Below are 26,982 nucleotides of genomic sequence, written 5' to 3'. Positions count from 1 at the left end.
GCACGGGGGCGACGGACCCGCCGGGGCCGTGGGGACCCCGGGAACGCCGCGCGCGACGGTGCGGACGCTACCCGCCGGGCGTTGGTCCGCACCAGAGGGCGAACGGCCGGGCGACCGCGCCGAGTTGGTGCCCTCGTTCGGGCGGCCGGCGGAAAACGGGTTGGTGCGCCCGGCGCCGAGGCGCTGGGATGGCGGGATGGACGACACGGACCTCGACGCGCTGCGTGCGCGCTACGACCGGGCGCTGCGCCGCGACGCCGCCCCCGACGAGCCGGGCGCGCGGGTGGAACGCGACGGCGCCGTGGTGCGCCAGACCAGCGGACGCGGAGGCTGGAGCGGGGTGGTCTGGTCGGGGTTCGCCTCGGCGGCCGAGGCGGACGCGGCGATCGCCGAACAGCTCGCGCACTACGGCGCGTTGGGGATGCCCTTCGAGTGGAAGCTCTACGGGCACGACCAACCGGCCGACCTCGGCGACCGGTTGACCGCCGCCGGCTTCCTCGCCGAGGAGCCGGAGACCGTGATGGTCGCCGAGGTGAGGGCGCTGGACCGGACACCGGTCTGGCCCGAGGGCGTCACCGTGCGGGAGATCACCGACCCGGGGGACCTGGCGGGCGTGCTCGACGCGCACCGCCGGGTGTTCGGGGGCGACCAGGAGCCGCTGCGCCGAAGGCTCGCCGCCCAGCTCGCCGAGGCGCCCGACACGGTCCGGCTCTCGCTGGTCCTCGCGGGTGAACTCCCGGTCTGCGCGGCCCGGTTGGAGCTGAACTCGGAGTCCGGTTTCGCCGGGCTCTGGGGCGGCGGCACCCTCCCCGAGTGGCGCGGCAGGGGCATCTACCGCGCCCTGGTGGCCCACCGCGCGGCGCGGGCGGAGCGGGCCGGCACCCGCTGGCTCCACGTCGACGCCTCCGCCGAGAGCCGCCCCATCCTGCGACGCCTCGGCTTCCACCCACTGACCGTCACCACGCCTTATCTCAGCCCGCGTTGAGACACGTTCGACGAGGGAGCCTGGCGCGAGGCGCGGGCCCGCGCCTCGCCCGCCGTCCTCCTGCGCGGCGGGCGTCCGGAGCCGGGCGGGGAGGGCGGCGAGCCGGACGGTGGCCAGGGGTGATCCGCCGGCGGCTCGGGGCGCGCCGCCGCGCGTTCAGAACGCGGCGACGGTCCTGAACAGCGCGGGATGGGCGGCGCCGTGCTCGGGTAGGGGCGGAAGGCCCCGCCGGTGCACGTCGTCGTCCGCCGCGCGCCAGGCGTCGACGCTGTCCCAGCGCGCCACCAGCACCAGCGGGAAACGGGCGTCCGGGGCCACCGCGCGGTGCAGCCGGCCGTCCCGGAAGCCGGGCGCCTTGCTCACCGACTCCGCGTGGTCGAGCCAGTGCGGCAGGATTGCGTCGACCTGTTCCTCCGGCAGCTCGAAGACGCTGACGAAGGTGATACCCGCCCCCGCCCCGGCGTCGCCGCCGCCCGGCGCGGTGAGGTCGGCCACCACGTCGTACCACCCGCCGTGCACGGTGGCATAGCCGTTCGCGGTGGCCGCCGAAGCGGTGAAGCCGGGGTGCGCCAGGGCCTCGTCCCTGGCCTCGACGCTGTCCCAGTGCGCCACGTTGACCAGGCCGAACGGGGCCTCGGGGGAGAGCCGGCGATGCAGCCGCGCGTCCCGGAACCCGGGGGCGGTGCGGATGAGTCCGACGCGCTCGCGCCAGCGCGCGACGGACGCGTCGATCCGCTCCTCGGGCAGTTCCCAGACGTCGATGAGGGTGCTTCCGTAGTCAGTCACCATGCCATCCTGAAACTTCAACCGCACATGAGGTCAAGCCGGTTCGGGCCGCGCCGCCGACCCGCGCCCGGACACCCCCCGACGGGCGCGCTACCCCCCGCCCCTCGCCCGCGCGGCCAGCGCCAACGTGCGGCGGGCGCCGGCGACGACCGCAGCGTCGACGAAGCGGCCGTCGGGCAGGGCGAGCGCGCCGGAGTCCGTCTCGGCCGCCGCCGTGATCTCGCCGGCCGCCGCGACCTCCTCGGCGGTGGGGGCGAACGCCTCCTCGATCACCGGGAGTTGACGGGGATGGATGGCCGCGCGGCCGAGGAGGCCGAGGGCGCGGCCCCGCGCGCAGGAGGCCGCGAGCCCCGCCAGGTCGCGCACGTCCGGGTAGACGGACTGGGCCGGCGGCTCCAGGCCGGCGGCGCGCGCCGCGACCACCGCCCGGCCCCTGGCCCAGGCCAGGCCCGCCTCGTCGGCCACGCCCAGCTCGGCCCGCAGGTCGGCCTCGCCGAGGGCCAGCCCGGCGACCGCCGGATGCCCCTCGGCGATGGCGAACGCCCGCTCAAGCCCCACCGCGCTCTCCAACAGCGGCCAGAGCTCCGGCACCGCTCCGGCGGGCCCCGCCCACTCCGCGACCGCCGCCAGCTCCGCCGGCGAACGGGTCTTGGGCAGCCGCAGCCCGGCCAGCCCCGGCAGGCCCGCCAGCCGTTCGACCTCGCGCCTGGCCAACGGCCCGTCCAGCGCGTTGACCCGGACCTGCACCGGCACCGGCTGACGCTCCGTCAGCAGCTCGGCGGTGGCGTCCAGGGCGTGGCCCTTGCGCGCGGGGGCGACCGCGTCCTCCAGGTCGACGATCACCACGTCCGCGCCGGAGCGCAGCGCCTTCGCGACCACCTCGGGCCGGTCGCCCGGCGCGTAGAGCCAGGTCAGCGCCGCCGCCGGCGTCGACTCGTGGACCTCGGCGCCGTTCACAGCGTGCCCTCGGCCCGCAGCCGGGCGATCTCCTCGGCGGGGACACCGAGTTCACCCAGGACCGCGTCGGTGTCGGCGCCGTGCGGCCGGCCGGCCCAGCGGATCGCGCCGGGCGTCTCGGAGAGTCGGAAGAGCACGTTCTGCATCCGCACCGTGCCCAGTTCCTCGTCCTCGACCTCGGTGATCGTGCCCAGCGCCCGGTACTGCGGGTCGGCGAGGACATCCCGCACGTCGTGGATCGGGGCGATCGCCGCCTGCGCCTCCTCGAACGCGGCGACGACCGCGTCCCGTTCGTGGCGGCCGATCCAGGAGCCGACGGCCGCGTCCAGCTCGTCGGCGTGCGCGGCGCGGCCCGAGCCGGTCGCGAACCACTCCTCCTCGATCAGCTCGGGCCTGCCGACCAGCCGCATCACGCGCTCGGCGATCGACTGGGCCGAGGTGGAGACCGCCACCCAGTGGCCGTCGGCCGTCCGATAGGTGTTGCGCGGCGCGTTGTTGGTGGAACGGTTGCCCGTGCGGGGCTGCACGTAGCCGAGCTGGTCGTACCAGAGCGGCTGGGGGCCGAGCACGGTCAGCAGCGGCTCGATGATCGCCATGTCCACGACCTGGCCCTGGCCGGTGGTCGCCCGCCCGGCCAGCGCCGTCATCACCGCGTACGCCGTGGTCAGCGCCGCGATCGAGTCGGCCAGCCCGAACGGCGGCAGCGTCGGCGGCCCGTCCGGCTCCCCGGTGATCGCGGCGAAGCCGCTCATCGCCTCGGCCAGCGTGCCGAACCCCGGCCGGCGCGCGTAGGGCCCGAACTGGCCGAAGCCGGTGACCCTGGCCAGCACCAACCGCGGGTTGACGGCGTGCAGTTCGTCCGGGCCCAGGCCCCAGCGCTCCAGGGTGCCGGGGCGGAAGTTCTCGATCACCACGTCCGCGTCGGCGGCGAGCCGCAGCAGCAGCTCGCGGCCCTCGGGCGTGGAGAGGTCGAGCGTCACGTTGCGCTTGTTGCGGCCCAGGAGCTTCCACCACAGGCCGACGCCGTCCTTGTCGGGGCCGTGCCCGCGGGACGGGTCCGGCCTGCGGGGATGCTCGACCTTGACCACCTCGGCGCCGAAGTCGCCCAGCAGGGTGGCGGCCAGCGGGCCGGCGAAGAGGGTGGCCAGGTCCAACACCCGCAGCCCCTCAAGCGGCCCGGGGCGCGGCCCCTCGCCGGGGGCCTGATCGCGGTCGGAGGCGGAGGCGGGCGCGGTGGTCGGGGGGGAGTTGCGGGAAACGTTCACGAGCTGGTCCAGGAGTTCGGCGCGGTGCTGTGCAGGAGGTCGATCTCGGCGCGCCCCGGCATCGAGGCCGAGGCGCCGGGGCGGCTGACGGAGAGCGCGGCGGCGGCCGACGCCCAGGCCATGGCCCCCGGCATGGGCCGGCCCTCGCCGGCGGCCACCGCCAGCGCGCCGACGAACGTGTCGCCGGCCGCCGTGCTGTCCACCGCCCGCACCCGCACCGCCGGCACGCTGACCGGCTCGGAGGTGCGGGAGGCGTACAGGCTGCCGGCGGCGCCCAGGGTGATCACCACCTCGGGCACCAGCTCCAGCAGCGCCCGGGCGGCGGCCAGCGGCTCCGAGGTGCCGGCCAGCGCGGCGGCCTCGTGCTCGTTGGGCACCAACAGGTCGACGAGCGAGAGCAGTTCGTCGGACAGGGGACGGGCCGGCGCCGGGGTGAGCACCGTGCGCACCCCGTGCGCGCGGGCGGCGCGCGCCCCGGCGAGCACGGCCTCGGGCGGCAGCTCCAGCTGCATCAGCAGCGCGTCGGCCGCCGCGATCCTGGCCTCGTCGCCCGCCGCCAGGCCGGTCACGGCGCCGTTGGCGCCGGGCACCACGACGATCGAGTTGCCGCCCTCGTCGTCGACCACGATGTGGGCGACGCCGCTGGCGCCCGGCACCGTGCGCAGCCCCTCCACGTCCACGCCCGCCTCGGCGAGCGCGGCACGCAGCCGGGGCGCGAACGCGTCGTCCCCGACCGCGCCGATCATGGAGACCGCGCCCCCGGCGCGGGCGGCGGCGATCGCCTGGTTGGCGCCCTTGCCGCCGGGCAGGGTGCGGAACTCCCGGCCGGAGACGGTCTCCCCGCGGCGCGGGGCGACGGCCGTGTAGGCGACCAGGTCCATGTTGGTGGAGCCGAGGACCGCGACGGCGGTGGCACGGTGTTCGGTCATGGCGCCTCCTGGGGCGTGGCGTTCGTTGCCGCGTCGGACGCCGTGGCGACCTCGCGGGTCAGGGCGGCGAGCCGGTCGAAGCCGACGCCGTCGAAGTCGGCGACGGAGCTGGCCAGCCGATTGCGCAGCGGCGCCGTCCAGCGCGCCGGCAGCGCCCCGGGGGAGCCGGCCAGTGCGCCGGCGACCGAGCCGGCGGTCGCCCCGTTGGAGTCGGTGTCCAGGCCGGCGGCGACCGCGCGGCAGATGGAGCCGGTGAAGTCGCCGTCGGCGTGGGTGAGCGCGGCGGCCAGCAGCGCCGCGTTGGGCAGCACGTGCACCCAGTGGTGGTCGGCGAAGCGCGCGTGCAGCGCGTCCACCGCCGCGTCGAACTCCTCGTGCGCGTGGGCCACTTCGACGCCCAGCCGGACGGCGTCCGCGTAACGGGACTCCGGCGGCACGACGTTCAGCCCGGCCGCCAGGCAGGCGTGCACGTCCGCGGTCCCGGTCATGGCGACCGCGACCGCCGCCGCCACGAACATCGCGCCGTAGACCCCGTTGGCCGTGTGGGTCAACACCGCGTCGCGGTGGGCGAGTTCGGCGGCGCGGCCCGGGTCGCCCGGATGGGTCCAGCCGAAGACGTCCGCCCGGATCTGGGCGCCGATCCACTCCCGGAACGGGTTGCGGCGGGTCGCCGTCCCCGGCGGCTCGACACCGGCCAGCAGGTTGCGGTAGGCGACGCGCTCGGCGGTGAACGTCCGCCCGGCCGGCAGCTCGTCCAGCCAGAGCGAGGCGACATCGGCCGTCCTGAACCCGGTGCCGTACCGACGCAGCAACAGCAGGTTCAGCAACGGGTAGTTGAGGTCGTCGTCCTCCGGCGCCCCGTCGATGTTCTCGGCCAGCGAGGTGGGGGCCGAGCGGCGGTTCCACGGGTGCGCCGCCAGCAGCGCCGCCGGCACCCCGCGGGCGGTGAACCAGTCGTTCAACGGCCAGTTACCCGCCGCCCGCGCCAACTCCCTGATCGCCGCCAGCGGAAGCTTCTCCACCGGCTTGCCCAGCACACACCCCGCGGCCCGCCCCAGCCACGCCGCCGTCAGCCGTTCCCGGGCCGGCGGTACCGCACGCGCGGGCGGCGCGGGCCAGTCCGGGCAGGCCGCCCGGATCGCCGCCCACCCGGTCGGCTCCCGTTCCGCCAACGGCGAGGGCAGCGCGGCCAGTTCGTCCAGCAGCTCGCCGGCCAGCGCGCGCAGCGCCGGCGGCGCCGGCTCCGCCGAGGCGCCGGCCCGCGCCGGCGCGCGGTGCCCGCCCGCCGCCAGCCAACGCCGCTCCACCGCGCCGTACTCCCGCCCGTCCTGGGCGGCCTGCGCCAGCTCGTGCCCGACCAGGTCCTCCGGCTGCACCCAGGTCAGCCGCAGCGCCGCCTCGGGCGCGCCCGCCATCAGGCCGCCTCGATCGCGCGGAAGAACTCCTCGTGCGCCCGGCGGCGCTCCAGGTCACGCGCGAACACCTCGCGCGCCACCTCGGCCAGCGCGACGGCAGGCGCGTGCAGATCGAGCCGGCTGGCCCGGCCCACCTCGGCGCTCCACTCCTTCGGCACCGCGCGCTCCCCGCGCAGCGCGCCCACGATCGCGCCCCCCATGGTCGCGATCGAGTCGCAGTCCCGCCCGTAGTTGACCGCGCCGAGCACCGTGCGCCGGAAGTCGCCGCCGCCGACCAGCACCATGCCCAGCGCGACCGGCAGCTCCTCGATGGCGTGCAGCCGCGACGGCCGCCGCGCGCCCAGCGAGGGCTTGCGGTACTCCGGGCCCACGGTGTCGAACGGGGCGACCGCCGCGCGCAGCGGCGCCAGCGCCTCCTCCCAGTCGTCGAAGCCGGCCGCCACCTCGCAGACCGCCTCGATCGCCGCCCGCGTGCCGTCCTTGGCCAGCGCCAGCGCCGCCTCCACCACCGACCCGGGCGTGGCACCCGGCCGGCAGGCGGCGGCGACGGCGGCGGCGAAGACCCCCGCCGCCTCCCGCCCGTAGCTCGACTGGTGCGCCCCGGCGACGTCCAGCGCCTCCGCGTAGGCGGCCGCCGGGTTGGCCGCGTTGACCACGCCGACCGGCGCCATGTACATCGCCGCGCCGCAGTTGACGATGTTCCCCACACCGGCCTCGCGCGGGTCGACATGGCCGTAGTGCAGCCGCGCCACGATCCACTTCTCCGCCAGGAAGATCCGCTGCAACGGCAGCGCCTCCGCCTCCAGTTCGGGGATCCAACGAGGCGTGCCCATCAGGTCGGGCACCAGGTGGTCGGCCACCGCGTAGGCGTCCAGGTGGTCGCGGACCCGCTCGTAGACCCGCACCAGCGCATGGGTCATCAGGGTGTCGTCGGTGACGTGCCCGTCGCCCTTGTGGTATGGGGCGATCGGCCGGGCGGTGCGCCAGTCGTCCCGGTGGAACGGCTCGACGATGCCCCTGACCCGGCCGCCGTGGCGCTCGACGATCGCCTCCGGCGTCCATCCCTCGACGGGCCCGCCCAGGGCGTCGCCGACGGCGGCGCCCACCAGCACCCCCGTCGAGCGCTCGGCCAGGGACGGGAGCGGGGTGACCGGCTCGTGCTGGTTCATGCGCGGAGTCCTTCCGATGGTGAGGCGTCGTGCTCGTCGTGCTCGTGGTCGACCGGGCGCCGGTCGCCGGCCGGGGTGTCGGGGCGCGGCGCCTGACCGGTCGCGCGCTCCAGGAGGGCGGCCAGCTCCACCAGGTCGGTGCCGGCCAGCCGCGGCAGCGCGCACCCGGCCAGCGAGCGGCAGGCGTCGCGCCAGCTGGCCGGCAGCGCCTCGGCGCCGCCCACCACCCCGGTCAGCGCGCCCGCCAGCGCCGGCGCCGAGTCGGCGACCCGGGAGAGACAGGCCGCGCTGGGCACCGCCTCGGTGACCGCCCCGGCCGCCGCCGTGGCCACCGCGAGCGCCACCGGAACGGTCTCGGCCGCCGCGATGCCGTAGCTGTAGACGTGGTCGACGATCTCGTGCTCCAGGACCGGGACCAGCGCGAACGCGTTCCCCGGCAGCCCCGGTCTGGCCGCCGCCGCTGCCTGCCCCAGCTCGACGGCGCGCAGCGCGTTCCGCCGGATCTCCGTCTCCTCCGGCAGCTGCCGCAGCGCGGCGGCCACACAGCTCTCCATCCCGCCGCCGCCCAGCGCCACCGCCACCGCGGCGGCCACCGCCCGCGCCCCGTGCACCCCGTCGCCGTCCTGGGTGTAGCGGGCGTCGAACTCGGCCAGGTCGGCCGCCGCCTCCGGCCGGCCCGGGTGGACCACCGCCAGCACGGCCGCGCGCACGCAGGCCGCGTCGTCGAAGTAGTGCGGGTTGTCGTGGCCGGTCGCCGGCGGGCGCAGCCCGGCCGCCAGGTTCCCCAGCCCGGCGCGGACCGAGATCCGCGCCCGCAGCGGAATGTGCGCCGCCTCGATCTCGTCGGCCTGCTCGGCCGCCGCCGCCACCTCGTCCGCCAGCGCGTTCCACGCCAACGCCAGCGCGGAGCGCACCCGTTGGTCCGCCGACAGGTCGCTGCCGCCGGCCGACGTCGCCGAGAGCACCGCCTGCGCGGTGAACGCGGCCCACTCCGCGTCGTCCGAGGGCCCCAGACGCAGCGGGTCCGGCGGCTGGTTCAACGCGATCGGCACCGGCAGCGTCGTCGTCGCGTTCTGCTCGGCGAACGTGTCCAACTCCCGGGTCAGTCTGCGGGTCCAGTCCGGCAGCCGGGTCGCGCGGTGCCGCCCGGACGGCCAGCCGGCCGCGTCGCCCGCGGCGATGCCCAGCAGCAGCCCCTCGATCCGGCGCGGCGCGCCCGCCGCGGTGCGCGCGCTCACGCGACGGCCCCCGCGTCGCCGCCGGACGGCGGCGTCAACCGCTCGGCCACGTCCAGCACATGCCGCCCCGCCATCGACGGCAGACAGCTGCCGCGCACCGGCCCGATCGCGCCCGCCCACTCGGCGGGGATCGCCGACTCGCCGCCCAGCGCGCCGGCCAGCGCCCCCGCCACGGCCGCCGTGGTGTCGGCGTCCCGGCCCATGTTGACCGCCGTGACCACCGCCTCCCGGAAGTCGCCGCGCGCCGCCGCGAACGCGCCGAACGCCAACCCCACCGCCTCCGGCGCCAGATCCGTCCACGGATAGCCGCCGATGACCGTCGCCGAACGCACCGCCCGTTCCACCGACAGCGCGGTGGCCAGCGGGTCCCGCCGCGCCCGCCGCGCCGCCGACACCGCCCGGTGCAGCGAACGCGCCGTCCACGAGTCCTCCGGCACCACCGACAGCGCGGCCTGCACCACCACGTCCGGCCCGTGCCCGACCATCGCCGCCGCCACGCCGGCCGCCACCGCCCGGCCGCCGTAGATCCCCTCGCCGTCGTGTGAGACGGTGCCGTCGATCGCCACCAGCCGCGCCGCCTCGCCCGGCCGCCCGGCGGCGAAGACCCCGAACGGCGCCGCCCGCATCGCCAACCCGTCGCTCCAGGCGTGCCGGTGCTGCGCCGAGATCGGCGCTGCCAGGCCCCGGCGCAGGTTCTCCAGCGTGCCGCGCTCGCTGAACCCGGCGCCCCGGAACGAGCCCTCGTCCCGGTCGGCGATCCACACGTGCCAGGCCGACTCGACCTGCGCGACGGTCAGCCCCGAGCCGTGCTCGGCCAGCAGCAGCCCGGAGAAGATCGCGTACTCGGTGTCGTCGGTGCCGGCCGGCTCCTCGCGGACGAAGCCGTCGATGCGGCCCCAGCGCTCCCTGATCTGCGAGGGGGTCAGGTTCTCCGCCGGCGCGCCCAACGCGTCGCCCACCGCCAGGCCCAGCATCGCCCCCCTCGCCCGGTCCCTCGGGCCCTCGGGGGAGTGCGGCCCGGGCGGGGGCACGGCCTTGAGCCTGCGTGGCCCGTCCTGGTGCCCGGCGACTTCGGCCGCCGGGCTCGGCTCGGAAACGGGGTCGAGGCTGACGCTCATGTGTGTCGTGCTCATTTCTTCGGTCGTGCGGGTACCGCCCGGCGACGGGTCCGGCCACCGGCGACGCCCTGGCGGGCCAGGGTCAGCGCTGGTAGCGGTCGAGGATTCGTTGGCCGTCGCCGGTGAGCTTCCCGCGGAGCTTGTCCAGATCGATGGCCCCGCTGTAGTACTCCTGGAGCGCGGGGGTGGCGATCTTGTCCTTCCACTCGGGATAGCCGCGCACCCCGAGCACCGGGGAGGGACGCAGCTCGCCGGCTATTCGGGTCCCGGTGCGCCAGCCGTACTCCTCGGTGGCCAACGCCGGGTCGGCCAGGGCCCGTTCACTGGTCGGCAGCATCCAGTCGCCCAGCGCCAGGTCCACCTGGTGCGCCGGTTCGGTGACGAACGAGACGAAGTCGGCCGCCGCCTGCTGGTGGTCGCTGTCCTCGGCGACGGAGAGGGTCTGGGGCGCCACGCCCTGCGCCAGACCGTGCTCCTCGCCGCCGCTCGGCATCGGCAGCACCGTCCAGTCGAAGCCGTCCGGGGCCTGCTGCGCGACCTGCTGCCGGAAGGAGAAGTTCAGCGGCAGCATGGCGTACCGGCCGTCGTAGAAGCCGGGCAGCGTGTCGGAGCCGGACATGCCCAGGCTGCTGGAGGCCGCCGTGCCGTCCTCGTGCACCTGCCGGTTGATCAGCGCGGCGACGGAGGAGTCCGCCGCGTCGTAGCGCACCACGTTCTTGCCGTCCTCGCGGGTGAAGACCTCGCCCCCGGTGGAGAGCGCCAGGTTCACCGTCTGGGTCACCGGCTCCTTCATCGACCAGGCGACGCCGTAGGTCTCGGCCTCGCCGTCGCCGTCGGAGTCGCGGGTCATCGCCGCGCTGGCCTCCTCGAACTCCGCCCAGCTCCACGGGTCCTCGGGCGTCGGCACCCTGGCGCCCGACTCCTCAAGCAGCGCGCTGTTGACCACCAGCACCCGCGGCTCCTGGAGGAACGGCACCCCGTAGATCCCGCCGTCGTACTCGGTCGTCGACCAGGCGGCCTCCGGCACGTCGGCGCGCAGCTCGTCGGGGAGCAGCCCGGTCAGGTCGGCGAGATAGCCGCCGTTGGCGAAGTCGGTCAGGTCCGAGGCGTCGTTGTGGATGATGTCCGGCGCCTCGCCGCCTTCGAACGAGGTCAGCAGGTGGTCGTGGATGTTGTCCCAGGAGCCCTGCACATAGCGGACCCGGACGTCGGGGTTGGCCGCGTTCCACTCCTCGACCAGCGCCTTGTTGGCCTCGACCGACTCGGTCTGCCAGGCGAGGCTGAGGAAGTCGAGCGTGATCCGCCCGTCGTCCCCGTCCCCGCCGTCCGAGCAGCCGACGGCGCCCAGCAGCGTCAGGGCCAGCGCGGCGCCCAGCGCCCTGACCCGCCCCGCCGTCCTCACGCCTTCACCGCCCCGGCCAGCATCCCGCTGACCAGCCGGCGCTGGAGCAGCGCGAAGAACAGCAGGCTGGGCAGCGTCGCCAGCAGCGCGGCGGCGGCCAGCGGGCCCAGGTCGGCGACGCCCTCGGCGCCGATGAAGTGGGTGAGGATCACGGACATCGTCTGCTTCTCCGGAGACTTGAGCAGGACCAGGGCGAAGAAGAACTCGTTCCACGCGGTGACGAAGGAGAACATCAGCGTCGCGACCAGCCCCGGCGTCAGCAGCGGCAGGACGACGTGCGTGAGGGTGCGCGCCCGGCTGGCGCCGTCCATCGCCGCCGCCTCCTCCAACGAGAGCGGCACCGCCTGCACGTAGCCCCGCAGCATCCACAGCGAGAACGGCAGGTTCCACACCACGTAGACCACGACGAGGCCGGGCAGCGAGTTGATCAGATGCAGGTTCCGCAGCACCAGGAAGAGCGGGATGATCACCAGCACGAACGGGAACATCTGGCTGACCAGTACCCAGACCGTGCCCGCCTGGCTGATCCGGGAGCGGTAGCGCACCATCACATAGGCGGCCGGCACCGCGATGGCCACCGCGATCACCGCCGAACTGGTCGCCACCAGCGCGCTGTTGAGCGCGGAACGCAGCAGCGGCTGGGCGTCGAACGCGGCCCTGAAGTTCTCCAGCGTGGGGTGCTCGGGTATCCACGTCGGGTCGATGGAGCCCAGCTCCTGGGGCGATTTCAACGCCGTGGACAGCAGCCAGACCAGTGGAAAGCCCAGGAAGACCAGATAGCAGACCAGTGCCAGATACTGCCCGGCGCGCCCGGCGCCACGGGCCAGCCGCCGCCTGGTCGGCGGCCGGGAGACATGCGGGGTGGTGGTCACCGGGAGTCCTCCTTGAGCCTGCGGCGCAGGAACAGCACCAGCAGCACGGCGATCAGGGCGACCATCGCCAGCCCCATCGCCGCCGCGTAGCCGTACTGCCCGTACTTGAACGCCTCCTCGTAGGCGAAGAGCATCGGCAGCCGCGTCCGACCGCCGGGACCGCCCTGGGTCAGCACGTAGACCAGACCGAACGAGTTGAAGTTCCAGATGAAGTTGAGCGCGGTGATCGCCAGGACCACCGGCCGGATCGCGGGCCAGGTGACGGTGGTAAACCGCCGCCAGGCGCCCGCCCCGTCGAGCGCGGCGGCCTCCCGCAGCTCGGTCGGCACGTTCTGCAGACCGGCCAGCAGCACGACGGTGGTCTGCGGCATCCCCGCCCAGACGCCGACCGCGATCACCGAGGGCAGGGCCAGCGACAGACTGGTCAACCAGTCCACGTTCGAGTCGATGATGCCCAGCTGGCCCAGCGTCTGGTTGAGGATGCCCGCGTCCTGGTGGTAGACCAGCCGCCACATGATGCCGACGACCACCTCCGGCATCGCCCACGGCACCAGCGCCAGCGTCCGCGCCAGCCAGCGCAGCCTGAGGTTCTGGTTGAGGAGCAGCGCCAGCCCCAGGGCCAGCAGGAACTGGAGCGAGGTCACGCACAGCGCCCAGACCAGGCCGATCCGGAAGCTGTCCCAGAAGAGCGTGTCGTGCCGCAGGTCGGTGAAGTTCAGCAGGCCCACGAACTGGGTCGACTCGGTCCGCCCCGCCTGTGCGTCGGTGAAGGCGAGGGAGACCGCGTAGAGCAGCGGGCCCACGCTCAGCACCAGGATGGGTATCAGGGCGGGCAGCAGCAGGAACCAGGCACCCCGGTCAAGACCCAGGGCGCGCTTGCGCTGCGCCGGGGTCCTGGGGGGCGGGGTGCCCCGGTTTCCCTGTCCCGGGACGGCCTTGGCCCGGGAGGGCAGCAGAGTCATGCGAACCTCATCGCTTCGGTGGCGCCCGTCGGCGCGGTGGACGCGCGCACGACGAGACGGGGGCGGGCGGTGCTGGTGCGGGTCGGGGCGCGCTCGGCCCCGGCCCCGGCGGGGGCGCGGGGCGCCTCGGGCGCGCCGGCGGCCTCCCCGGCCTCGGTCTCGGCCTCGGGGCCGGCGTGCGGCTCGACCGAGGCCGCGCGGTGGCCCTCCAGCCGGTCGAGCAACAACTCGACCGCGCGCCGGCCGCGTTCGGAGGAGCCGAGGTCCACGCTGGTCAGCGGCGGCCAGCCGAGCTTGGCCAGCTCGCTGTCGTCCATCCCCACCACCGCCAGGTCCTCCGGTATCCGCAGGCCCCGGCCGAGCAGCGCGTGCGAGGCGCCGAGCGCCAGCTGGTCGTTGGCGCAGAACACCGCGTCGGGCCCGGCCGGCAGCAGCCGTTCCATGGCGCGCGCGCCCGCGTCCACGCCGAAGTCGGTGTGCGCGACCAGCTCCGGGTCGTGCGGCAGGCCGCACTCGGCGAGCGCGGAACGGTAGCCGCGCTCCCTGTTGTGGCCGGGCACGGTGTCGGAGGGGCCGTTGACGAAGGCGATCCTGCGGCGCCCCGTGGCGTGCAGATGGCGCACCGCCAGGGCGGCGCCGGCGACCGAGTCGGCGCGCACGCTGTCCACCGGGACCCCCGGCGGCAGCGAGCCGATGACGACCACGGGCCTCGCGGCCTCGACGAGCGCCTCGATGTGGGCCTCGGTGATCCGGATGGGCACCAGGATCAGCCCGTCGCTGGTGCGGTCCCGCAGGCTGCGCAGCACCGCCAGCTCGTCCTCGGCGACGGCGTCCGTGGAGTGCAGCAGCAGGCGGTAGCCGGCGGCCTTGGCCACGGCCTGGATGGCGCGGACCATCGCCACATAGACCGGGTTGCCGATGTCGGGCACCGCGAAGGTCAGTTGGCGGGTGCGGCCCCCCTTGAGGGAACGCGCCACCGCGTTGGGGACGTAGCCCAGCTCGGCCGCCGCCCGGCGCACGCGCTCGGTCGTGTCCCGGCGTGCGCCCTGCCCGTTGAGCACCCGGGAGACGGAGGCGATGGAGACGCCGGCGCGCTCGGCTATGGACACGATGGTCGGCTGACCGCCGTTCGGCATGTCCCGCCCCCTTGCGGTGTGTTCGTCGTCCTGGTGGTGCTTCGCCTGGCAGTAACCCTCTTCCGCCGGTATCGGGGAGTTCGGGTAAACGTTTCCAGGCGCTGGAATCGTTTACAGATGGTGGTGGTGTGGCCCTGTCTCGTCAAGAGGTTGTCGACTGTGATCCATTTCTCAGGGGGCTGCTGAGGATTATGGCGGTCGTGTGGGGGAGTTGTCGCCTCGATGTGGAGGCGCGCATGAGTGAGCGCCGGCGCGCGTTGTCCTCGGGTGAGAACGGTGCGCGCCGGCGCGAGGTGGAGCGGTCAGAGCCAGCGAGGAAGCGCCGGTGGTGTGTCACCGGCGTGCGTGAGTCGACGCGCGCCCCTGCCGGTGAGCCAACGCACCAGATCGGCCTGGGTGCCGGCGACCTCGGGGCCCGAGCCGTCGCCGAGCACCAGCGGCTCGTCCCGGTCCTCAGGCCGCAGGGTCAGCGAGACCGCCTCCCCCCGACGCCGCCAGCCCGCCACCACGTCGGCCGCCAGCCGGTCCAGCAGCGCGGGCGGAAGGTCACCGAAGCCGGCGCCGTTCGCCAGGTCCACGGCGTGCACCCACACCTCCCTGGTCCGCATCCACGCGGTCTCGCGCGCGGGCACCGTGCGCCCCTGGGCGGTGACCACCTCCGCGTCCCAGGCGGCCGACGGCAGGTCGCGCCAGGCCACGTTGAGATGGACCTCGCTGTGCGCGAACAGCGCGCGCAGCGCGCGCGGCGGCTGGCTCGCGCCCCGCTCGATCTCCCGGGCGCGCTGCTCGGACGAGGCGTACATCGGGGTCTCCACGCCGGTCGCGGCCCAGGCGACCAGCCGGGTCAACGCCCGTGCGTTGTAACCGACATGGGCCACCAGCGCCGCCCTGCTCCATCCCGGCAGCAGGCTCGGCCCGGCCAGCTCCCCGTCGTCCAGCAGCGTCAGCCGGCGGGCGAAGAACGCGGTGCCCAGCCGGGCCAGCGCCAGCTCGGCTGCCGGCGCGCCCGGCGCGTCCTCGCGCAGGCCCGCGCCCTGCCGCCGCCGCAGCTCCTCCCTGGCCCCGGCCAGCTCGTCCGCGCTCACGCCGGCTCCCCGCTCACGCCGCGCGCCCGCTGATGCCGGCCGGCCTCCCGTGCCGCGTGCCCGTTCATGCCGCGCCGGTCGCCGTCGCGGTCTCGGCCACGGTCGGGTTGCGCAGCGTGCCGAGACCCTCGACCGTGGTGGTCAACGTCTGGCCGGGCGTCAGATAGCGCGCCGGCTTCCTGGCGTGCCCCACCCCGCCCGGGGTGCCGGTCGCGATCACGTCGCCCGGGCGCAGGGTCAGCACGGTCGACAGGTAGGCGATCAACTCGGCCGGCCCGAAGACCAGGTCGTCGGTCCCCGCCCGCTGCACCTCCTCGCCGTCCACCGCCGTCACCAGCTCGGGGCCGGGGGAGAACTCGTCGGGGGTGACCAGCTCGGGCCCGAACGGCGTGCTCGCCTCGAAGGACTTGCCCGGCAGCCACTGGAGCGTCCGGTACTGCCAGTCCCGCATCGTCACGTCGTTGAGCACCGCGTAGCCGGCGATCGCCGCCTCGGCCGTCGCCAGGCTGGCGCGCCGCACCGTGGCGCCCACGATCACGGCCAACTCGCCTTCCCAGTCGACCTGTTCGGACTCCGGCGGCAGCAGCACCGGGTCCTCGGGGCCGACCAGCGCCTCCGGATACTTGGTGAACACCGTGGGAGCGGTCGGGAGTTCGCGGCCCATCTCCAGGATGTGGGTGCGGTAGTTCAGCCCGACGCACAGGATCTTCCCCGGCCGGGGCACCACAGGGGCCAACTCCACCTCGGCGCGGAGCCGTTGACGCCCCTCGGCGGTCGCGGCCCGCTCCAGCCCGCCGGCCGCCAGCAGCGCGCCGACATCCTCGTACTCCAGCTCGGTGACGGTCTCGCCCGTCACCCGCACCGCCCTGGTGCCGCCCTCGGGCAGCCGGATCGTCGCCAGCCTCATCGTTCTTCTCCCTCGATATGCGTGCGCGCGAAGCCAAGTCGTTCCATCACCGGCGCGTCGGAGAAACGGAACAGGTCCAGCGGCCGGCCGCCCTCGGCCCCGGCCCACCACGGCACCCAGGAGGGCACCACGAACAGGTCGCCCTTCTCGACGGCGTGCTCGACGCCGCCCAGCGCGATACGGCCCCGCCCCTCGAACACCTGGAAGACGCTGGCGCCGACCTCCCTGCGGGTGGCGGTCCTGGCGCCGGTCCGCAGCCGGTGGAACTCGGCCCTGAGGGTCGGCATCACGTCGCCACCCGTGGTCGGGTTCACGTAGCGGACGGCCGCGTGCCCCTGCTCCACGGTGGCCGGCTGCCCCTCCTCCTCCAGCAGCAACTGCTCGGTGAGCGCCCGGTCGGTGTGCTCCCAGCGGTAGGCGGCGATGGGGGAGGAGACGGTGTCGGCGAGCCCCGTCAGCGGGCGCAACCCCGGGTGGGACCAGAGGCGTTCGCCGCGCGAGTAGCGGGGCGTCGCGTAGTCGGTGACCCGGTCCGAGCCGAACTCGAAGAACCCCACGTCGGTCTGGTGCGCCAACGGGATGTCCAGCCCGTCGAGCCAGGCCATCGGCCGGTCGGTCTCGTTGTGGTGGCCGTGGAAGCGCCATCCCGGAGTGAGCAGGAAGTCGCCCCGGCTCATCCGCACCGGGTCGCCGTCCACCACCGTCCACACGCCCTCGCCCTCGACGACGAAGCGGAACGCGTTCTGCGAGTGCCGGTGCTCCGGCGCCGTCTCCCGCGGGCCGAGGTACTGGATCGCCGCCCAGAGCGTCGGCGCGGCGTAGGCGTTCCCCGCGAGGCCGGGGTTGGCCAGCGCGATCGCCCGCCGCTCCCCGCCCCGCCCGACGGGGACCAGGTCGCCGGCCCGTTCGGCCAACGGGTGCAGCGTGGACCACCGCCACACGTGCGGCCTGGCCCGGGGCGCCGGCGTCATCGGCATCAGGTCGCCGAGCTGCGTCCACAGCGGGATCAGGTGCTCCGACTCGAAGTCGTCGTAGAGCCGTCGCAGTTCGGGTGAGTCCTCGCCGCTCATCGCGTTGTCGACCGACGCGTGGTCGGTGGGCCGTTCCTCCACGGTCATGTGCCCTTCCCTCTCTCGCGCCGCCGCCACGGCGCTCGGGGCGCCACGGTAGGAGCGCGGGCGGAGCGGGGAACGGCCGCCGGTCGCTGATTCTGCTATGGCGAACGCGCTCCCTGGCGGTGCGGCCGTTCACGCGAGCGTGTGGCGACGCGGACTCGTGATCAGCGGCACCGCCCTTGCCGGCTGCCCGTCCCGCATAGCAGAATCGCTGTCGAGGAGAAGCCCGCACCACCCACCGCGGTTCCTAGGGTGCGAGGCCGTGAGCGGGCCACGCTCATCAACGCCCGCCGGCCGCCCCCGGCCGACGGGCGGAGGCGGCCGGAGGAAAGGCACGGCACATGAACGTTCTCGTCGTCGGCGCGGGGATCGGTGGTCTCACCCTCGCCCTGGAGCTGCACCAGGCCGGTGTGGCCTGCCGGGTGCTGGAAGCCGTGCCCCGGCTGGCGCCGATCGGCGCCGGGGTGAACCTGCTGCCGCACGCCGTCCGGGTGTTGGAGCGGCTCGGCGTCGCCGAGCGGCTCGCCGCCTCCGGGGTGGAGACGGCGGAGTCCGTCTTCTTCAACCGCTTCGGTCAGCTCTGCTACCGCGAACCGCTCGGCCGCCGCGCCGGCTACGACCACCCGCAGCTCTCGCTGCACCGGGGCGACGCGCAGCTCGGCCTGCTCGCCGCGGTGGAGGAGCGGCTCGGCCCCGACGCGGTGCGGCTCGGCTGCCGCGTGGTCGCGTGCGACGACGACGGCGAGCGGGTCACCGTCACCGTCGAGGACGCCACCACCGGCCGGCGCACCACCGAGTCCGCCGACGTCGTGATCGCCTGCGACGGCATCCACTCCGCCGTCCGCGCCCAGCTCTACCCGGACGAGGGCGAGCCGAAGTACTCGGGCATCACGATGTGGCGCGGCGTCACCCCCTGCCGGCCCTTCCTCAGCGGCGCCAGCATGGTCCGCGCCGGCTGGTTGGCCACGGGCAAGATGGTGATCTATCCCGTGCGCGAGGAGATCAACCCGGCGGGTGACCAACTGGTCAACTGGGTGGCCGAGGTGGAACGCCCCCGCGAAGCCACCCGCGACTGGACCCGGGCCGGGCGGCTGGAGGACTTCCTTGACGTCTTCGCCGACTGGCACTTCGACTGGTTGGACGTCCCGGAGCTGATCCGGGGGGCGGAGTCCGTGCTGGAGTACCCCATGGTCGACCAGGACCCGCTGCCGCGCTGGACGTTCGGCGGGGTCACGCTGCTCGGCGACGCCGCCCACCCCATGGTGCCGCGCGGCTCCAACGGCGCAGGCCAGGCCATCCTCGACGCACACGCGCTGCGGCTCGCCCTGGCCGGACACCCGGGCGACCCGCGCCGCGCCCTGGCCGTCTACGAGGAGGAGCGCCGCCCGGCCACCACCCGGGTGGTCATGACCAACCGGGTCCACCCGCCGGACACCATCCTCAAGGAGGTCCACGACCGCACCGGGGACCGTCCGTTCGAACGGATCGAGGACGTCATCAGCCACGAGGAGATGGCCGCGATCTCCGACCACTACAAGAGAGTCGCCGCTTATGACAAGGATCTCGTCAACCGCGGGGGATGACCCCTCGGGGGCTCCGGCCCGCCGGACGCCGGGCCGGAGCCCGGCCGGGCGGAGCGCGGGCGCCAACTGGTCCACCACGCCCCCGCCCTACAGCCTCGGCTCGGTGGACAACGCGCTGCGCCTGATCCACGCGCTGGACGAACGCGGCGAGCTGCGCGTCTACGAGGCGTCCGAACTGCTGGGCGTCGCCCGCTCCACCGCGCACCGGCTGCTGTCCACGCTCTGCTTCCGCGGCTTCGCCACCCAGCGCGGCGACAGCCACGTCTATCTGCCGGGCCCCGCGCTCGCCGACGCGGGGTTGCGGGCGCTCTCCCGCCTCGACCTGCGCCAGGTCGCGGGGCCGCCGCTGCGGGCGCTGGCCGACGAGACGGGCGAGACCGTGCACCTGGTGGTGCTGGAGGGCAACGGCGCGCGTTTCGTGGACGGCGTCGAGTCCACCCAGCCGCTGCGGGTCGGGCTGCGCGTCGGCATGGTGCTGCCGGCGCACGCGACCGCCGCCGGCAAGTCGATCCTGGCCGCGCTGCCCCCGGAGCGGGTCACCGACCTCTACCCGCGCGGCGTGCAGACCCTCACCGACCGCACGCTGGCCAGCCTGGAGGAGATCCAGCGCCATCTGACCACGGTCGCCCAGGCCGGCCACGCCACCAACCACGGCGAGAGCGCCGACGACGTCGTCGCCGTCGGCGTGGTCATCCGCGACCAGGCCCGCCACCCCGTGGGCGCCCTCGCGCTCGCCGCCCCTGCCGAGCGGCTGCTCCCGGCCCGCATCCCGCTCGTCGCCCAACGGATGCACCGCGCCGCCGCCACCATCAGCGGCCATCTGCTGCCGGGCGCGACGACGGGGTGAACGGGCCCCCGGCGCGGCGGAGTTCGGCTGGTCGGTGCCGGTGGTTGGTGCCGGTGGTCAGGTTCCACCGCTGGGGGAGCCCGGTCGCTACCACTGGTCGCCACCACTGGTCGGCCAGCCCCGGGGGCTTGTCCCCCGGAGAGCGTCGGGGCTGGCACGGGGCGCCGCCGCGGCGGCGCCCCGTGACTCACGGACGTGGCAGCGCGTGCGGCGCCGGGTGGTCGAGCGCCGGGTCGTAGGTGCTGCCGCCGGCTGCGGCAGGGGACCGGGTGTCGGCCGGGAGACCCGCCCAGGCGCGCACCGACTCGACCGCGAGGGCGCGGTCCTCCTCGGTGAGCTGGCTGATGTCGGCGCCGTGGTTGGCCCCGGGGGCCACCAGGGTGTGCGCCCGCCGGTCCTCGGAGTCGGCGTGGAACGGCTTGCCGGCCCACGGGTCGGCACCGCCGTTGACGAAGAGCAGCTCCGTGCCCATGTGGGTCGCCCAGCCGTCGACCCACGTCATCGGCCGGTCGTCGAAGGCGGGCAGCTCGACCTCCGGCGGCACGAAGGCCGCGGAGTACTTCAGCTCCGGATACTCCAGCAGGTCGTCGATGTGCGCGGTGGAGAACAGCGGGTTCCCCAGCTGGGTCGCGGCCTGGTAGTAGTACGGCGCCATGGCGGTCAGCTCATGGTCGGCCCCCCAGCCGACCATGGCGTCCACGTAGTCGTACAGCTCCTGGGTGGACGCGGTCGGCTCCGGCACGGCGGCGCAGTCCTCCTCCGTTCCGTAGTACTGCCAGAACGTCCACCGCAGGTTCAGCGGGCCGACCTCGAAGGACTGCTCCGCGCCGCCGACGGTGGTGAAGGTGGCGCCCACCTCCTCGGCCCACTCCTCGTGCAGCGGCACCATCTCCTCGCGCCGCAGCAGCACCTCGCGCTCCACCGCCTCCAGGGCGGAGCGGCACTCGGCGGTGCCGACGGTGGCCAGCGCCTCGTCGTAGGGACCGGTGTCCTCGCGGTCGGTGTTGCTCGGCGCGACGTAGGCGACCGTCCCGTCCATGTCGTCCGGGTAGTGGTAGCGGTAGAACGCGGCCGTCATCCCGCCCTTGCTGCGCCCGGTGGAGATCCAGTTCCGGTCGTAGATCTCCGCCAGCGCCTCGTGGACGCGGTGCTGGTCGCTGGCCGCCTGGTAGATGTCCAGCGTGCTCCAGTCGCCGCCCTCGGGGACCGACTCGCCGAAGAAGCGGTGTTCGAGGCCGACCTCGTTGGCGTCCAGCAGCTGGGTGGGCTCGCTGTAGGCCGGCTCGGGGTTGAGCCAGTAGCCGTTGGTGTGGAACACCGTGGGCCGGTCCTCGTCCGTGTGCAGCACGGATATTCGCTGATCGAAACTTCCCAGGCCGGGCCTGCGATGGTCGAGCGGCTGCTCGAAGCTCAGCAACAGGAACCGGTCGCCGTTCTCGGCCGGCTTCTCCTCGATCAGGGTCATCCCGGGAATCGCGGCGATGCGCTCCGCGATGTCCTGGTCCTGGGCCTGGGCGGCACTCGCGACCGCACCCCAGGCGGTGGTCGCCCCGGCCAGCACCGCCGCCGAAGCCAGCCACCCCGTGGTCCTTCTCATGCATCATCTCCTCGCTGTGGGAAGGGCTTTCCGCACCCCATCAAATCATAGCTATAGCAAATGAGTTGAGGCGGTCGCGCGGTGCGGGGCCCTGGCCCGAGCGGTCGGGCGGGTGGTGCTGCACGGACCGTGGAGGGCGGCTACGCTCGGGAGGCGTGACCACCTCAGCCGCCGCCTCGTCGCCCCTGCGGGCCTTCCTCGCCGACTTCGCCCGCCGCCAGGCGCGCCGCGTCGAGGAGTTCCCCTGCGGCTTCGCGGCGACGAACGACGCGCTGCCGCACTCGCGCGTGGACAACCAGCTCTTCGTCGAACGCCCGCTGCCCGACCCGGCCGCGCTGCCCGCGCTCGCCGACCGGGCGCTCGCGGGGCTGCCGTACCGGCTGGTCACCGTGTTCGACGAGGGCACGGGCGAGGCGGCGATCGGGCCGTTCACCGCCGCCGGCTACGAGCACACCGCCGAGCTGCTGATGGTCCACCGGGGCCCCGTTCCCGCGCCCCGGCCGGGCGGGCCGCGCGCGGGGACGGTCGAACTGGCCGCGCTGCGCGGGCCGTTGGCCCGCCGCTGGCGCGGCTTTCTGCCGGACGCCGACGAGGAGGCCGTCCGGCAGCTCGTCGAGCGGCGAGACGTGCGCCGGGGCGGGGCCGAGACCGTCCACTTCGTGGGGTCCCCGACCGGGGGCGGCGAGATCGCCGCGTGGGTCGACCTCTATCTCGCACCGGCCGCCGGCCTCGCCCAGATCGAGGACCTGCTCACCGCCGAGGAGCACCTGGGCCGGGGCCACGGCCACGCGGTGGTGGCCGAGGCCCTGCGGCTGGCGGAGGCGGCCGGCTGCGCCACCCGCTTCCTGGTCGCGGAGGCCGACGACTGGCCCCGACTCTGGTACGCGCGGCTGGGGTTCACCACCGTCGGCCGGATCCACGCCTTCGAACGCGCCTGAGGCCGGTCCAGGAGGCCGAGGCGCACGGACGGACGTCAGCCCGCAGCCGTCAACGTGCCCTCGTCCGTGGGCCGTTCATCCGCCGGCGCCCCGGCCGGCGGCTCCGCGCGCTCCTCGGACCCGATCGGCCGCACCTGGCTCAGCCCGCGCAGCGCCAGCCAAGCGCAGACGACCATCAGCGTCCCGCTGACCACCGTGGTGACACCGGCGCCCGAACTGAACGCGTCCCGCGCCGTGTCGAGCAGCCCCCGCCCGGTGTCGCCGGGCAGCTCCTCGGCCACCGCGACCGCCCCCGGAAGGCTGTCCTCGGCGAACCTCGCCGCCTCGTCCGGCAGTTGCTCGGGGCTCTCGCCCTCCATCCTGGTCCGGTAGACGGTGGCCCCGACGCTGCCGAGCACCGCGATGCCCAGCGCCATGCCCAGCTCCGTGGCCGTCTCGGAGAGCGAGGACGCCGACCCGGCGCGCTCCGGCGGGGCTGAGCCGAGCACCAGGTCCGTGCCGAGCACCATGGCGGGCGACAGCCCGAGCGTGCCGATCAGCAGCCCGGTCACCGACCACGCCAGCGAGCCGGCGTCCACCGACATCAGCGCGTAGCCCCCGGCCGCCAGCAGAAAGCCACCGGCCACGACGTGTCCCGGCGGCACGCGCCTGGCCAGCGTCGGGGCCAGTACCGACCCGACGATCATGCCCGCCGTCATCGGCAGCATCCACAGCCCGGCCCGCAGCGTCGACATCCCCTGGACCATCTGGAGCCCCTGGATGAAGAAGAGCATCACGCCGCCCGAGGTGAACGCGGCGACCAGCAGCATCGTCAGCGCCGCGGTGAACGAGCGGTTCGCGAAGAGCCGGAGGTCCATCAGCGGCGCCGGCAGCGACCGCTGCCGCCGTACGAAGAGCAGCCCCATGAACGATCCGAGGACCAACGAGGCCAGCGGCAGCGTCGCGAGACCCTCCTTGGCCAGCTCCTTGATCCCGTAGATCAGCGGGATCATCGCGGCCAGCGACTGGCCGACGCTGACCGGGTCCAGGCGCCCCGGGCTGTCGTCGCGGTACTCGGGCAGCAGCAGCGGCGCGGCGACCAACAGCACCACCATCACCGGGACCCCCAGCAGAAAGACGGAGCCCCACCAGAAGTGCTCCAGCATCACCCCGCCCAGCACCGGCCCCACGGCCGCCCCCGCCGAGAAGCAGATGATCCACACGCCGATCGCCATCGAACGCTGGCGCGCGTCCTTGAACATGTTGCTGATCAGCGCCAGCGTGCTGGGCATCAGCGTCGCCCCCGCCACGCCCAGCAGCGCGCGCACCACGATCAGCATCAGCGGCGACGAGGCGTAAGCCGCCGCCACCGACGCCACGCCGAACGCGGTGGCCCCTATCATCAGCAGCTTTCTGCGGCCGATCCGGTCGCCCAGCGTGCCCATCGTCACCAGAAAGCCCGCGATCATGAACCCGTAGACGTCCAGGATCCACAGCAGCTCGCTGCTGCTCGTCCCCAGGTCCGCGCTCAGATGCGGTGCCGCCAGGTGCAGCACGCTGATGTCCAGGGCGAGCAGCAGCGTCGGCAGGGCCAGCACCCCCAGCCCCACCCACTCGCGCGTCCCGGCTCTTCCGCCGGCCTCCTCGACCGCCATCGCACGGCCCTCCCCTCACCTCGGTCTCACGTTCACCCTCTCAGGCGCCAGAGCCGACCTCGCGGCCGGCAGATCGGGTCCAGCGGTGGGGGGACCGCTCGTTATTCCCGGGCCGCGGTATTCCCTACGCACGGGCTCCCCGAAGCCCGAGGACGGAGGGAACGGGGAACGGGGAACGGCGGACAGCCGACCGGCCGCCCCGGGGGAGGGGGCGGCCGGTCGGTGGGGGCGGTCAGCGCACGGTGCCGCCCCCGGTCTCGATGAGGTTGAGTAAGTCGTCGGCGGCCTTCGCGACCCGCTCCGGCCTACGGGTCAGCAGATCGCCGCGATCGCCCCAGCCGGGCGAGACGTGGTAGCGGTCGCCGCCCATCCGCAGGGCGACCGTGCGCCCACCGGTGAAACGCACCCGGTTGGCGCTGACCTCGCTGACCGGCGCCTCGTCGATCAGGCCTCCGCCGCTGTCGCGGAGGGTCAACGTTCCGGTGGCGACGTGCAGTTGGCCGTGCTGGGCCATCGGCCGAACCCCCTTGCCGATCTGCACCTCGCCGAACTCCCGTTCGCCGTTGGGTCCGTAGACACGTCCGTCGACCATGACGCCGCTCCTCTCCCGAGTGCCCGGTGCCACGGGGTTCCCCGCGGCCTGGAGTCCTCGGGTACCCGGGACGACGCGCCCGCACGCGTCCACCGCGCGGGCGCGTCGACCCACCCGCCCGGGCCGAGCGGGAAGGCCGGGAACCGGCGCGACCTGCTGCGGCCGGTCCACCGGCGTCGGGTCACCCCTCCTCGCGGTCCGCCAGGTCCAGGGGCCGGTCACGCGGATCGTCGAGGGACCGCGGCCGGCTCGGCGGGGTTCCCCTGACCAGTCGGTCGCCCTCCGGACGTGACCAGTGCGTGCCCTCGCCCCTGGTCAACCCCGGCAGCGCCGCGATCACTTCGGGAGCCAGCCGGGTCGGCACCTCGGTGGTCAGCAACCAGTTGCCGCCGCGTTCCACCGAGTCCAGCACCCGCCCGCCGACCGACGTCAGCCGGCCGACCACCATGGGCAACGTGTCCGACGGGATCTCCAGCTCCATCGACTGACACGGCTCGTACACCCGCGTCCCGGCCGCGCGCAGCGCCCGCATCAGCACGATCGGCGTCAGGCGCCGGAAGTCGGCGACGACGCTGTTGGGAGAGTGCCAGCCCACCCGGACCAGCGTGACCAGGCAGTCCGTCACCTCCCAGCCGTGGAGGCCCTGGCGCAGCGTGTGCCCGACCGCGTCCTCGACGGCCTGGTGGAACGCGCGGGGCAGCGCCCCCCACTCCACCCGCCGCTCGAACCGCCGCCCCTCGCCGGGCGCCAGCGGCTCGACCCGCAGCCCGACGGTCGCCCAGTAGTCGTTCGGCCCTCGCTTGCGCAGCTCGGTCGAGGACGTGCCGACGCCCGCCGGCCGCTCGAAGTAGACCGGGGTGGCCGGAGCGAAGACGGCCTCCACCCCGAAGTCGCGGCGCAGCCGTTCCCCCAGCACCTCGCGCTGCACCTCCCCGTAGAGCAGCACGCTCAGCGTGCCGTCGAGCGCGGTGCGCGTCCTGATCAGCGGGTCCTCGTCGGCCAGCGCGGACAGCGCCGCGTGCAGCGCCACCTTCCGCTCCGGCGACACCGGCTCGACCACCGTCTCCAGGCTCGGCGGCGCGAAGCGCGCCGGCCCGTCGGCACGCGGCGGGTGCCCCAGCCGGTCACCGATGCGCACCCCGGGCAGCCCGTGCAGCCGGCCGATCTCCCCCGCGCGCAGCGGCACTTCGCCGTGCCCGCCGGGCCGCTCGTCGGGCGTGACGACCTCAAGACGACTGATCCGGCCGGTGAACTCGCCCCGCGCGCCGTCCGGTTCGCGCCGCCGGAAGGTGACCCGCCGCCTGGCGTGCAACCGGCCCTGGAACAGCCGCAGATAGGCCACCTTTTCGCCTTCCCCGGAGCGCTCCACGGCGAAGACGGTGCCGGCCGGCGGGGCCGAGTCCGCCGCGTCGGGGACGAGCGGCCACGCGGTCAACGCCTCGGTCAGCGCCCCGACCCCCTCCCCGGTGAGCGCCGAGCCTGCCAGCACCGGGTGCGCGCGCCCGGCCGCGACCGCCTCCGCGAGCAGCGCGCGAAGCTCCCCGACCGACGGCGGCCGGCCCTCGACCAGCCGGGCCAGCAGCGTGTCGTCCCGCTCGGCCAGCGCCTCGGCGACCTCGTCCCGCACGGCGGGATCGGTCAACGCACGCGCGCACGCCCTGGCGCCGCGCGTCCCCGGGTCGGTGACCGCGGTCAACGGGAAGGCCGCCGGCGTCAGTCGCGCCCGGATGTCGGCCAGCAGAGCCTCGGGGCGGGCGCCGGAGCGGTCGATCTTGTTGACGAACAGCAGCGTCGGCAGCCCCGCCGCGCGCAGCGAGCGCATCAGCACCCGCGTGTGGGCCTGCACGCCCTCGACGGCGGAGACCACCAGCACGGCCGCGTCCAGCACGGAGAAGGCGCGTTCCACCTCGGCGACGAAGTCCGGGTGGCCCGGCGTGTCCACCAGGTTGACCTGGTGCCGCCCGACGCGGAAGGAGGCCACCGCGCTGCGGATGGTGATGCCTCGCTCGCGTTCCAGCTCGCCGGTGTCGGTGCGGGTGCTGCCCGCGTCGACGCTGCCCAGGCGGGCGACGGCGCCGTTGTCGAAGAGGAGGCGTTCGGTCAGGCTGGTCTTTCCGGCGTCAACATGGGCCAGCACGCCGATGTTCAGAGTGGAGAAGGGCACGGATGTCCTCGGAGATCAGGAAGGGACGAGAGGGCGCTTCTACTGCTCCGAAGTGACGCCGCATCTGCCTCTCCTGTCCGCCGGAAGGTCCGTTCCGTCTCGTGCCGGGCCGCCCGTGGCGGGCGTTCCCACCGGGCAGCGTACCCGGGGCGGCCGGCGGCGCCAGCGATTTGACGGCACGGCGGCGCGTGGGGCGAACGAGGCCGGGAGACACGGAGGTTCGCTGGTTCGGGTACGGGTGATGCACCTAGAGTGAGGGGACGCCTCGCGCGGGGCGTCGCCGTGC

General features: G+C 74.8%; 23 protein-coding genes. 4 read left to right on the top strand and 19 right to left on the bottom strand.

Annotated elements, in window-relative coordinates:
• Window positions 1-196: 196 nt before the first annotated feature.
• A complete protein-coding gene (locus tag FH715_RS12015) occupies window positions 197-985 on the top strand; it encodes a GNAT family N-acetyltransferase (protein ID WP_139644297.1) in 789 nt (262 codons plus the stop codon).
• Between the two features lie 156 nt (window positions 986-1,141).
• Here the strand turns inward: FH715_RS12015 and FH715_RS12010 are convergent, their stop codons facing one another.
• From FH715_RS12010 to FH715_RS11940, 15 genes are all read right to left on the bottom strand, one after another.
• Complete coding sequence (locus tag FH715_RS12010) at window positions 1,142-1,774, bottom strand: antibiotic biosynthesis monooxygenase family protein (RefSeq protein WP_139644295.1); 633 nt, start codon at window positions 1,772-1,774, stop codon at window positions 1,142-1,144.
• An 87-nt stretch (window positions 1,775-1,861) separates the two neighbouring features.
• Window positions 1,862-2,728 carry an HpcH/HpaI aldolase/citrate lyase family protein gene (locus FH715_RS12005; protein WP_139644293.1) on the bottom strand — a complete coding sequence of 289 codons (867 nt, stop codon included), beginning with the start codon at window positions 2,726-2,728 and terminating at the stop codon, window positions 1,862-1,864.
• Entirely contained in the window at window positions 2,725-3,891 is a 1,167-nt protein-coding gene (locus FH715_RS12000; RefSeq protein ID WP_246108709.1) for a CaiB/BaiF CoA transferase family protein, read from the bottom strand. Before FH715_RS12000 ends, FH715_RS12005 begins: the two co-directional genes overlap by 4 nt.
• 98 nt (window positions 3,892-3,989) lie before the next feature.
• Window positions 3,990-4,922 carry a ribokinase gene (gene rbsK, locus FH715_RS11995; protein WP_139644289.1) on the bottom strand — a complete coding sequence of 311 codons (933 nt, stop codon included), beginning with the start codon at window positions 4,920-4,922 and terminating at the stop codon, window positions 3,990-3,992.
• Window positions 4,919-6,337 (bottom strand): ADP-ribosylglycohydrolase family protein, encoded by a 1,419-nt coding sequence (locus FH715_RS11990; RefSeq protein ID WP_139644287.1) that lies wholly within the window; start codon window positions 6,335-6,337, stop codon window positions 4,919-4,921. The genes rbsK and FH715_RS11990 overlap by 4 nt, the downstream gene beginning before the upstream one ends.
• The gene (locus tag FH715_RS11985; protein ID WP_139644285.1) at window positions 6,337-7,506 is read right to left on the bottom strand and encodes an ADP-ribosylglycohydrolase family protein; all 1,170 of its coding nucleotides are present in this window, start codon (window positions 7,504-7,506) and stop codon (window positions 6,337-6,339) included. Before FH715_RS11985 ends, FH715_RS11990 begins: the two co-directional genes overlap by 1 nt.
• A complete protein-coding gene (locus FH715_RS11980) occupies window positions 7,503-8,744 on the bottom strand; it encodes an ADP-ribosylglycohydrolase family protein (protein ID WP_246108705.1) in 1,242 nt (413 codons plus the stop codon). Before FH715_RS11980 ends, FH715_RS11985 begins: the two co-directional genes overlap by 4 nt.
• Window positions 8,741-9,718: an ADP-ribosylglycohydrolase family protein gene (locus FH715_RS11975; protein ID WP_246108708.1), complete on the bottom strand. Its 978-nt coding sequence runs from the start codon at window positions 9,716-9,718 to the stop codon at window positions 8,741-8,743. The genes FH715_RS11980 and FH715_RS11975 overlap by 4 nt, the downstream gene beginning before the upstream one ends.
• Window positions 9,719-9,944: 226 nt before the next feature.
• Window positions 9,945-11,264: an ABC transporter substrate-binding protein gene (locus FH715_RS11970; protein WP_139644283.1), complete on the bottom strand. Its 1,320-nt coding sequence runs from the start codon at window positions 11,262-11,264 to the stop codon at window positions 9,945-9,947.
• Complete coding sequence (locus FH715_RS11965) at window positions 11,261-12,136, bottom strand: carbohydrate ABC transporter permease (protein ID WP_139644281.1); 876 nt, start codon at window positions 12,134-12,136, stop codon at window positions 11,261-11,263. The genes FH715_RS11970 and FH715_RS11965 overlap by 4 nt, the downstream gene beginning before the upstream one ends.
• Window positions 12,133-13,098, bottom strand: coding sequence for a carbohydrate ABC transporter permease (locus tag FH715_RS11960; protein ID WP_139644280.1), 966 nt, complete (start codon window positions 13,096-13,098; stop codon window positions 12,133-12,135). Before FH715_RS11960 ends, FH715_RS11965 begins: the two co-directional genes overlap by 4 nt.
• A complete protein-coding gene (locus tag FH715_RS11955; RefSeq protein WP_139644278.1) occupies window positions 13,095-14,234 on the bottom strand; it encodes a LacI family DNA-binding transcriptional regulator in 1,140 nt (379 codons plus the stop codon). Before FH715_RS11955 ends, FH715_RS11960 begins: the two co-directional genes overlap by 4 nt.
• A 302-nt stretch (window positions 14,235-14,536) precedes the next feature.
• Entirely contained in the window at window positions 14,537-15,319 is a 783-nt protein-coding gene (locus FH715_RS11950; protein WP_246108704.1) for a maleylpyruvate isomerase family mycothiol-dependent enzyme, read from the bottom strand.
• A 64-nt stretch (window positions 15,320-15,383) separates the two neighbouring features.
• Complete coding sequence (locus FH715_RS11945; protein ID WP_139644277.1) at window positions 15,384-16,226, bottom strand: fumarylacetoacetate hydrolase family protein; 843 nt, start codon at window positions 16,224-16,226, stop codon at window positions 15,384-15,386.
• Complete coding sequence (locus FH715_RS11940) at window positions 16,223-17,344, bottom strand: cupin domain-containing protein (RefSeq protein ID WP_139644276.1); 1,122 nt, start codon at window positions 17,342-17,344, stop codon at window positions 16,223-16,225. The genes FH715_RS11945 and FH715_RS11940 overlap by 4 nt, the downstream gene beginning before the upstream one ends.
• A 338-nt stretch (window positions 17,345-17,682) precedes the next feature.
• On the opposite strand from FH715_RS11940, the gene FH715_RS11935 reads away from it, so the two are divergent.
• Window positions 17,683-18,924, top strand: coding sequence for a flavin-dependent oxidoreductase (locus FH715_RS11935; RefSeq protein WP_139644275.1), 1,242 nt, complete (start codon window positions 17,683-17,685; stop codon window positions 18,922-18,924).
• A gap of 103 nt (window positions 18,925-19,027) precedes the next feature.
• The gene (locus FH715_RS11930) at window positions 19,028-19,771 is read left to right on the top strand and encodes an IclR family transcriptional regulator (protein WP_170184707.1); all 744 of its coding nucleotides are present in this window, start codon (window positions 19,028-19,030) and stop codon (window positions 19,769-19,771) included.
• Window positions 19,772-19,958: 187 nt separating this feature from the next.
• On the opposite strand, the gene FH715_RS11925 is transcribed toward FH715_RS11930, so the two are convergent.
• The gene (locus FH715_RS11925) at window positions 19,959-21,368 is read right to left on the bottom strand and encodes a S28 family serine protease (RefSeq protein ID WP_139644271.1); all 1,410 of its coding nucleotides are present in this window, start codon (window positions 21,366-21,368) and stop codon (window positions 19,959-19,961) included.
• A gap of 155 nt (window positions 21,369-21,523) precedes the next feature.
• On the opposite strand from FH715_RS11925, the gene FH715_RS11920 reads away from it, so the two are divergent.
• Window positions 21,524-22,306 (top strand): GNAT family N-acetyltransferase, encoded by a 783-nt coding sequence (locus FH715_RS11920; RefSeq protein ID WP_246108703.1) that lies wholly within the window; start codon window positions 21,524-21,526, stop codon window positions 22,304-22,306.
• 35 nt (window positions 22,307-22,341) lie between these two features.
• On the opposite strand, the gene FH715_RS11915 is transcribed toward FH715_RS11920, so the two are convergent.
• The 3 genes from FH715_RS11915 to FH715_RS11905 all read right to left on the bottom strand — a co-directional run bounded on the left by FH715_RS11915 (window position 22,342) and on the right by FH715_RS11905 (window position 26,696).
• Window positions 22,342-23,940, bottom strand: a complete 1,599-nt coding sequence (locus tag FH715_RS11915) for an MFS transporter (protein WP_139644269.1) — start codon at window positions 23,938-23,940, stop codon at window positions 22,342-22,344.
• A gap of 232 nt (window positions 23,941-24,172) precedes the next feature.
• The gene (locus FH715_RS11910; RefSeq protein WP_139644267.1) at window positions 24,173-24,532 is read right to left on the bottom strand and encodes a hypothetical protein; all 360 of its coding nucleotides are present in this window, start codon (window positions 24,530-24,532) and stop codon (window positions 24,173-24,175) included.
• 181 nt (window positions 24,533-24,713) lie between these two features.
• Complete coding sequence (locus FH715_RS11905) at window positions 24,714-26,696, bottom strand: elongation factor G (protein WP_139644265.1); 1,983 nt, start codon at window positions 26,694-26,696, stop codon at window positions 24,714-24,716.
• Between the last annotated feature and the right edge of the window lie 286 nt (window positions 26,697-26,982).

The sequence above is a fragment of the Streptomyces sedi genome, assembly GCF_006335015.1.
In the GTDB taxonomy this organism is placed as follows: Bacteria; Actinomycetota; Actinomycetes; order Streptomycetales; family Streptomycetaceae; genus Streptomyces; species Streptomyces sedi.
Note: the sequence above shows the minus strand (reverse complement) of the source record. Positions and strands in the feature narration are given on the sequence as shown.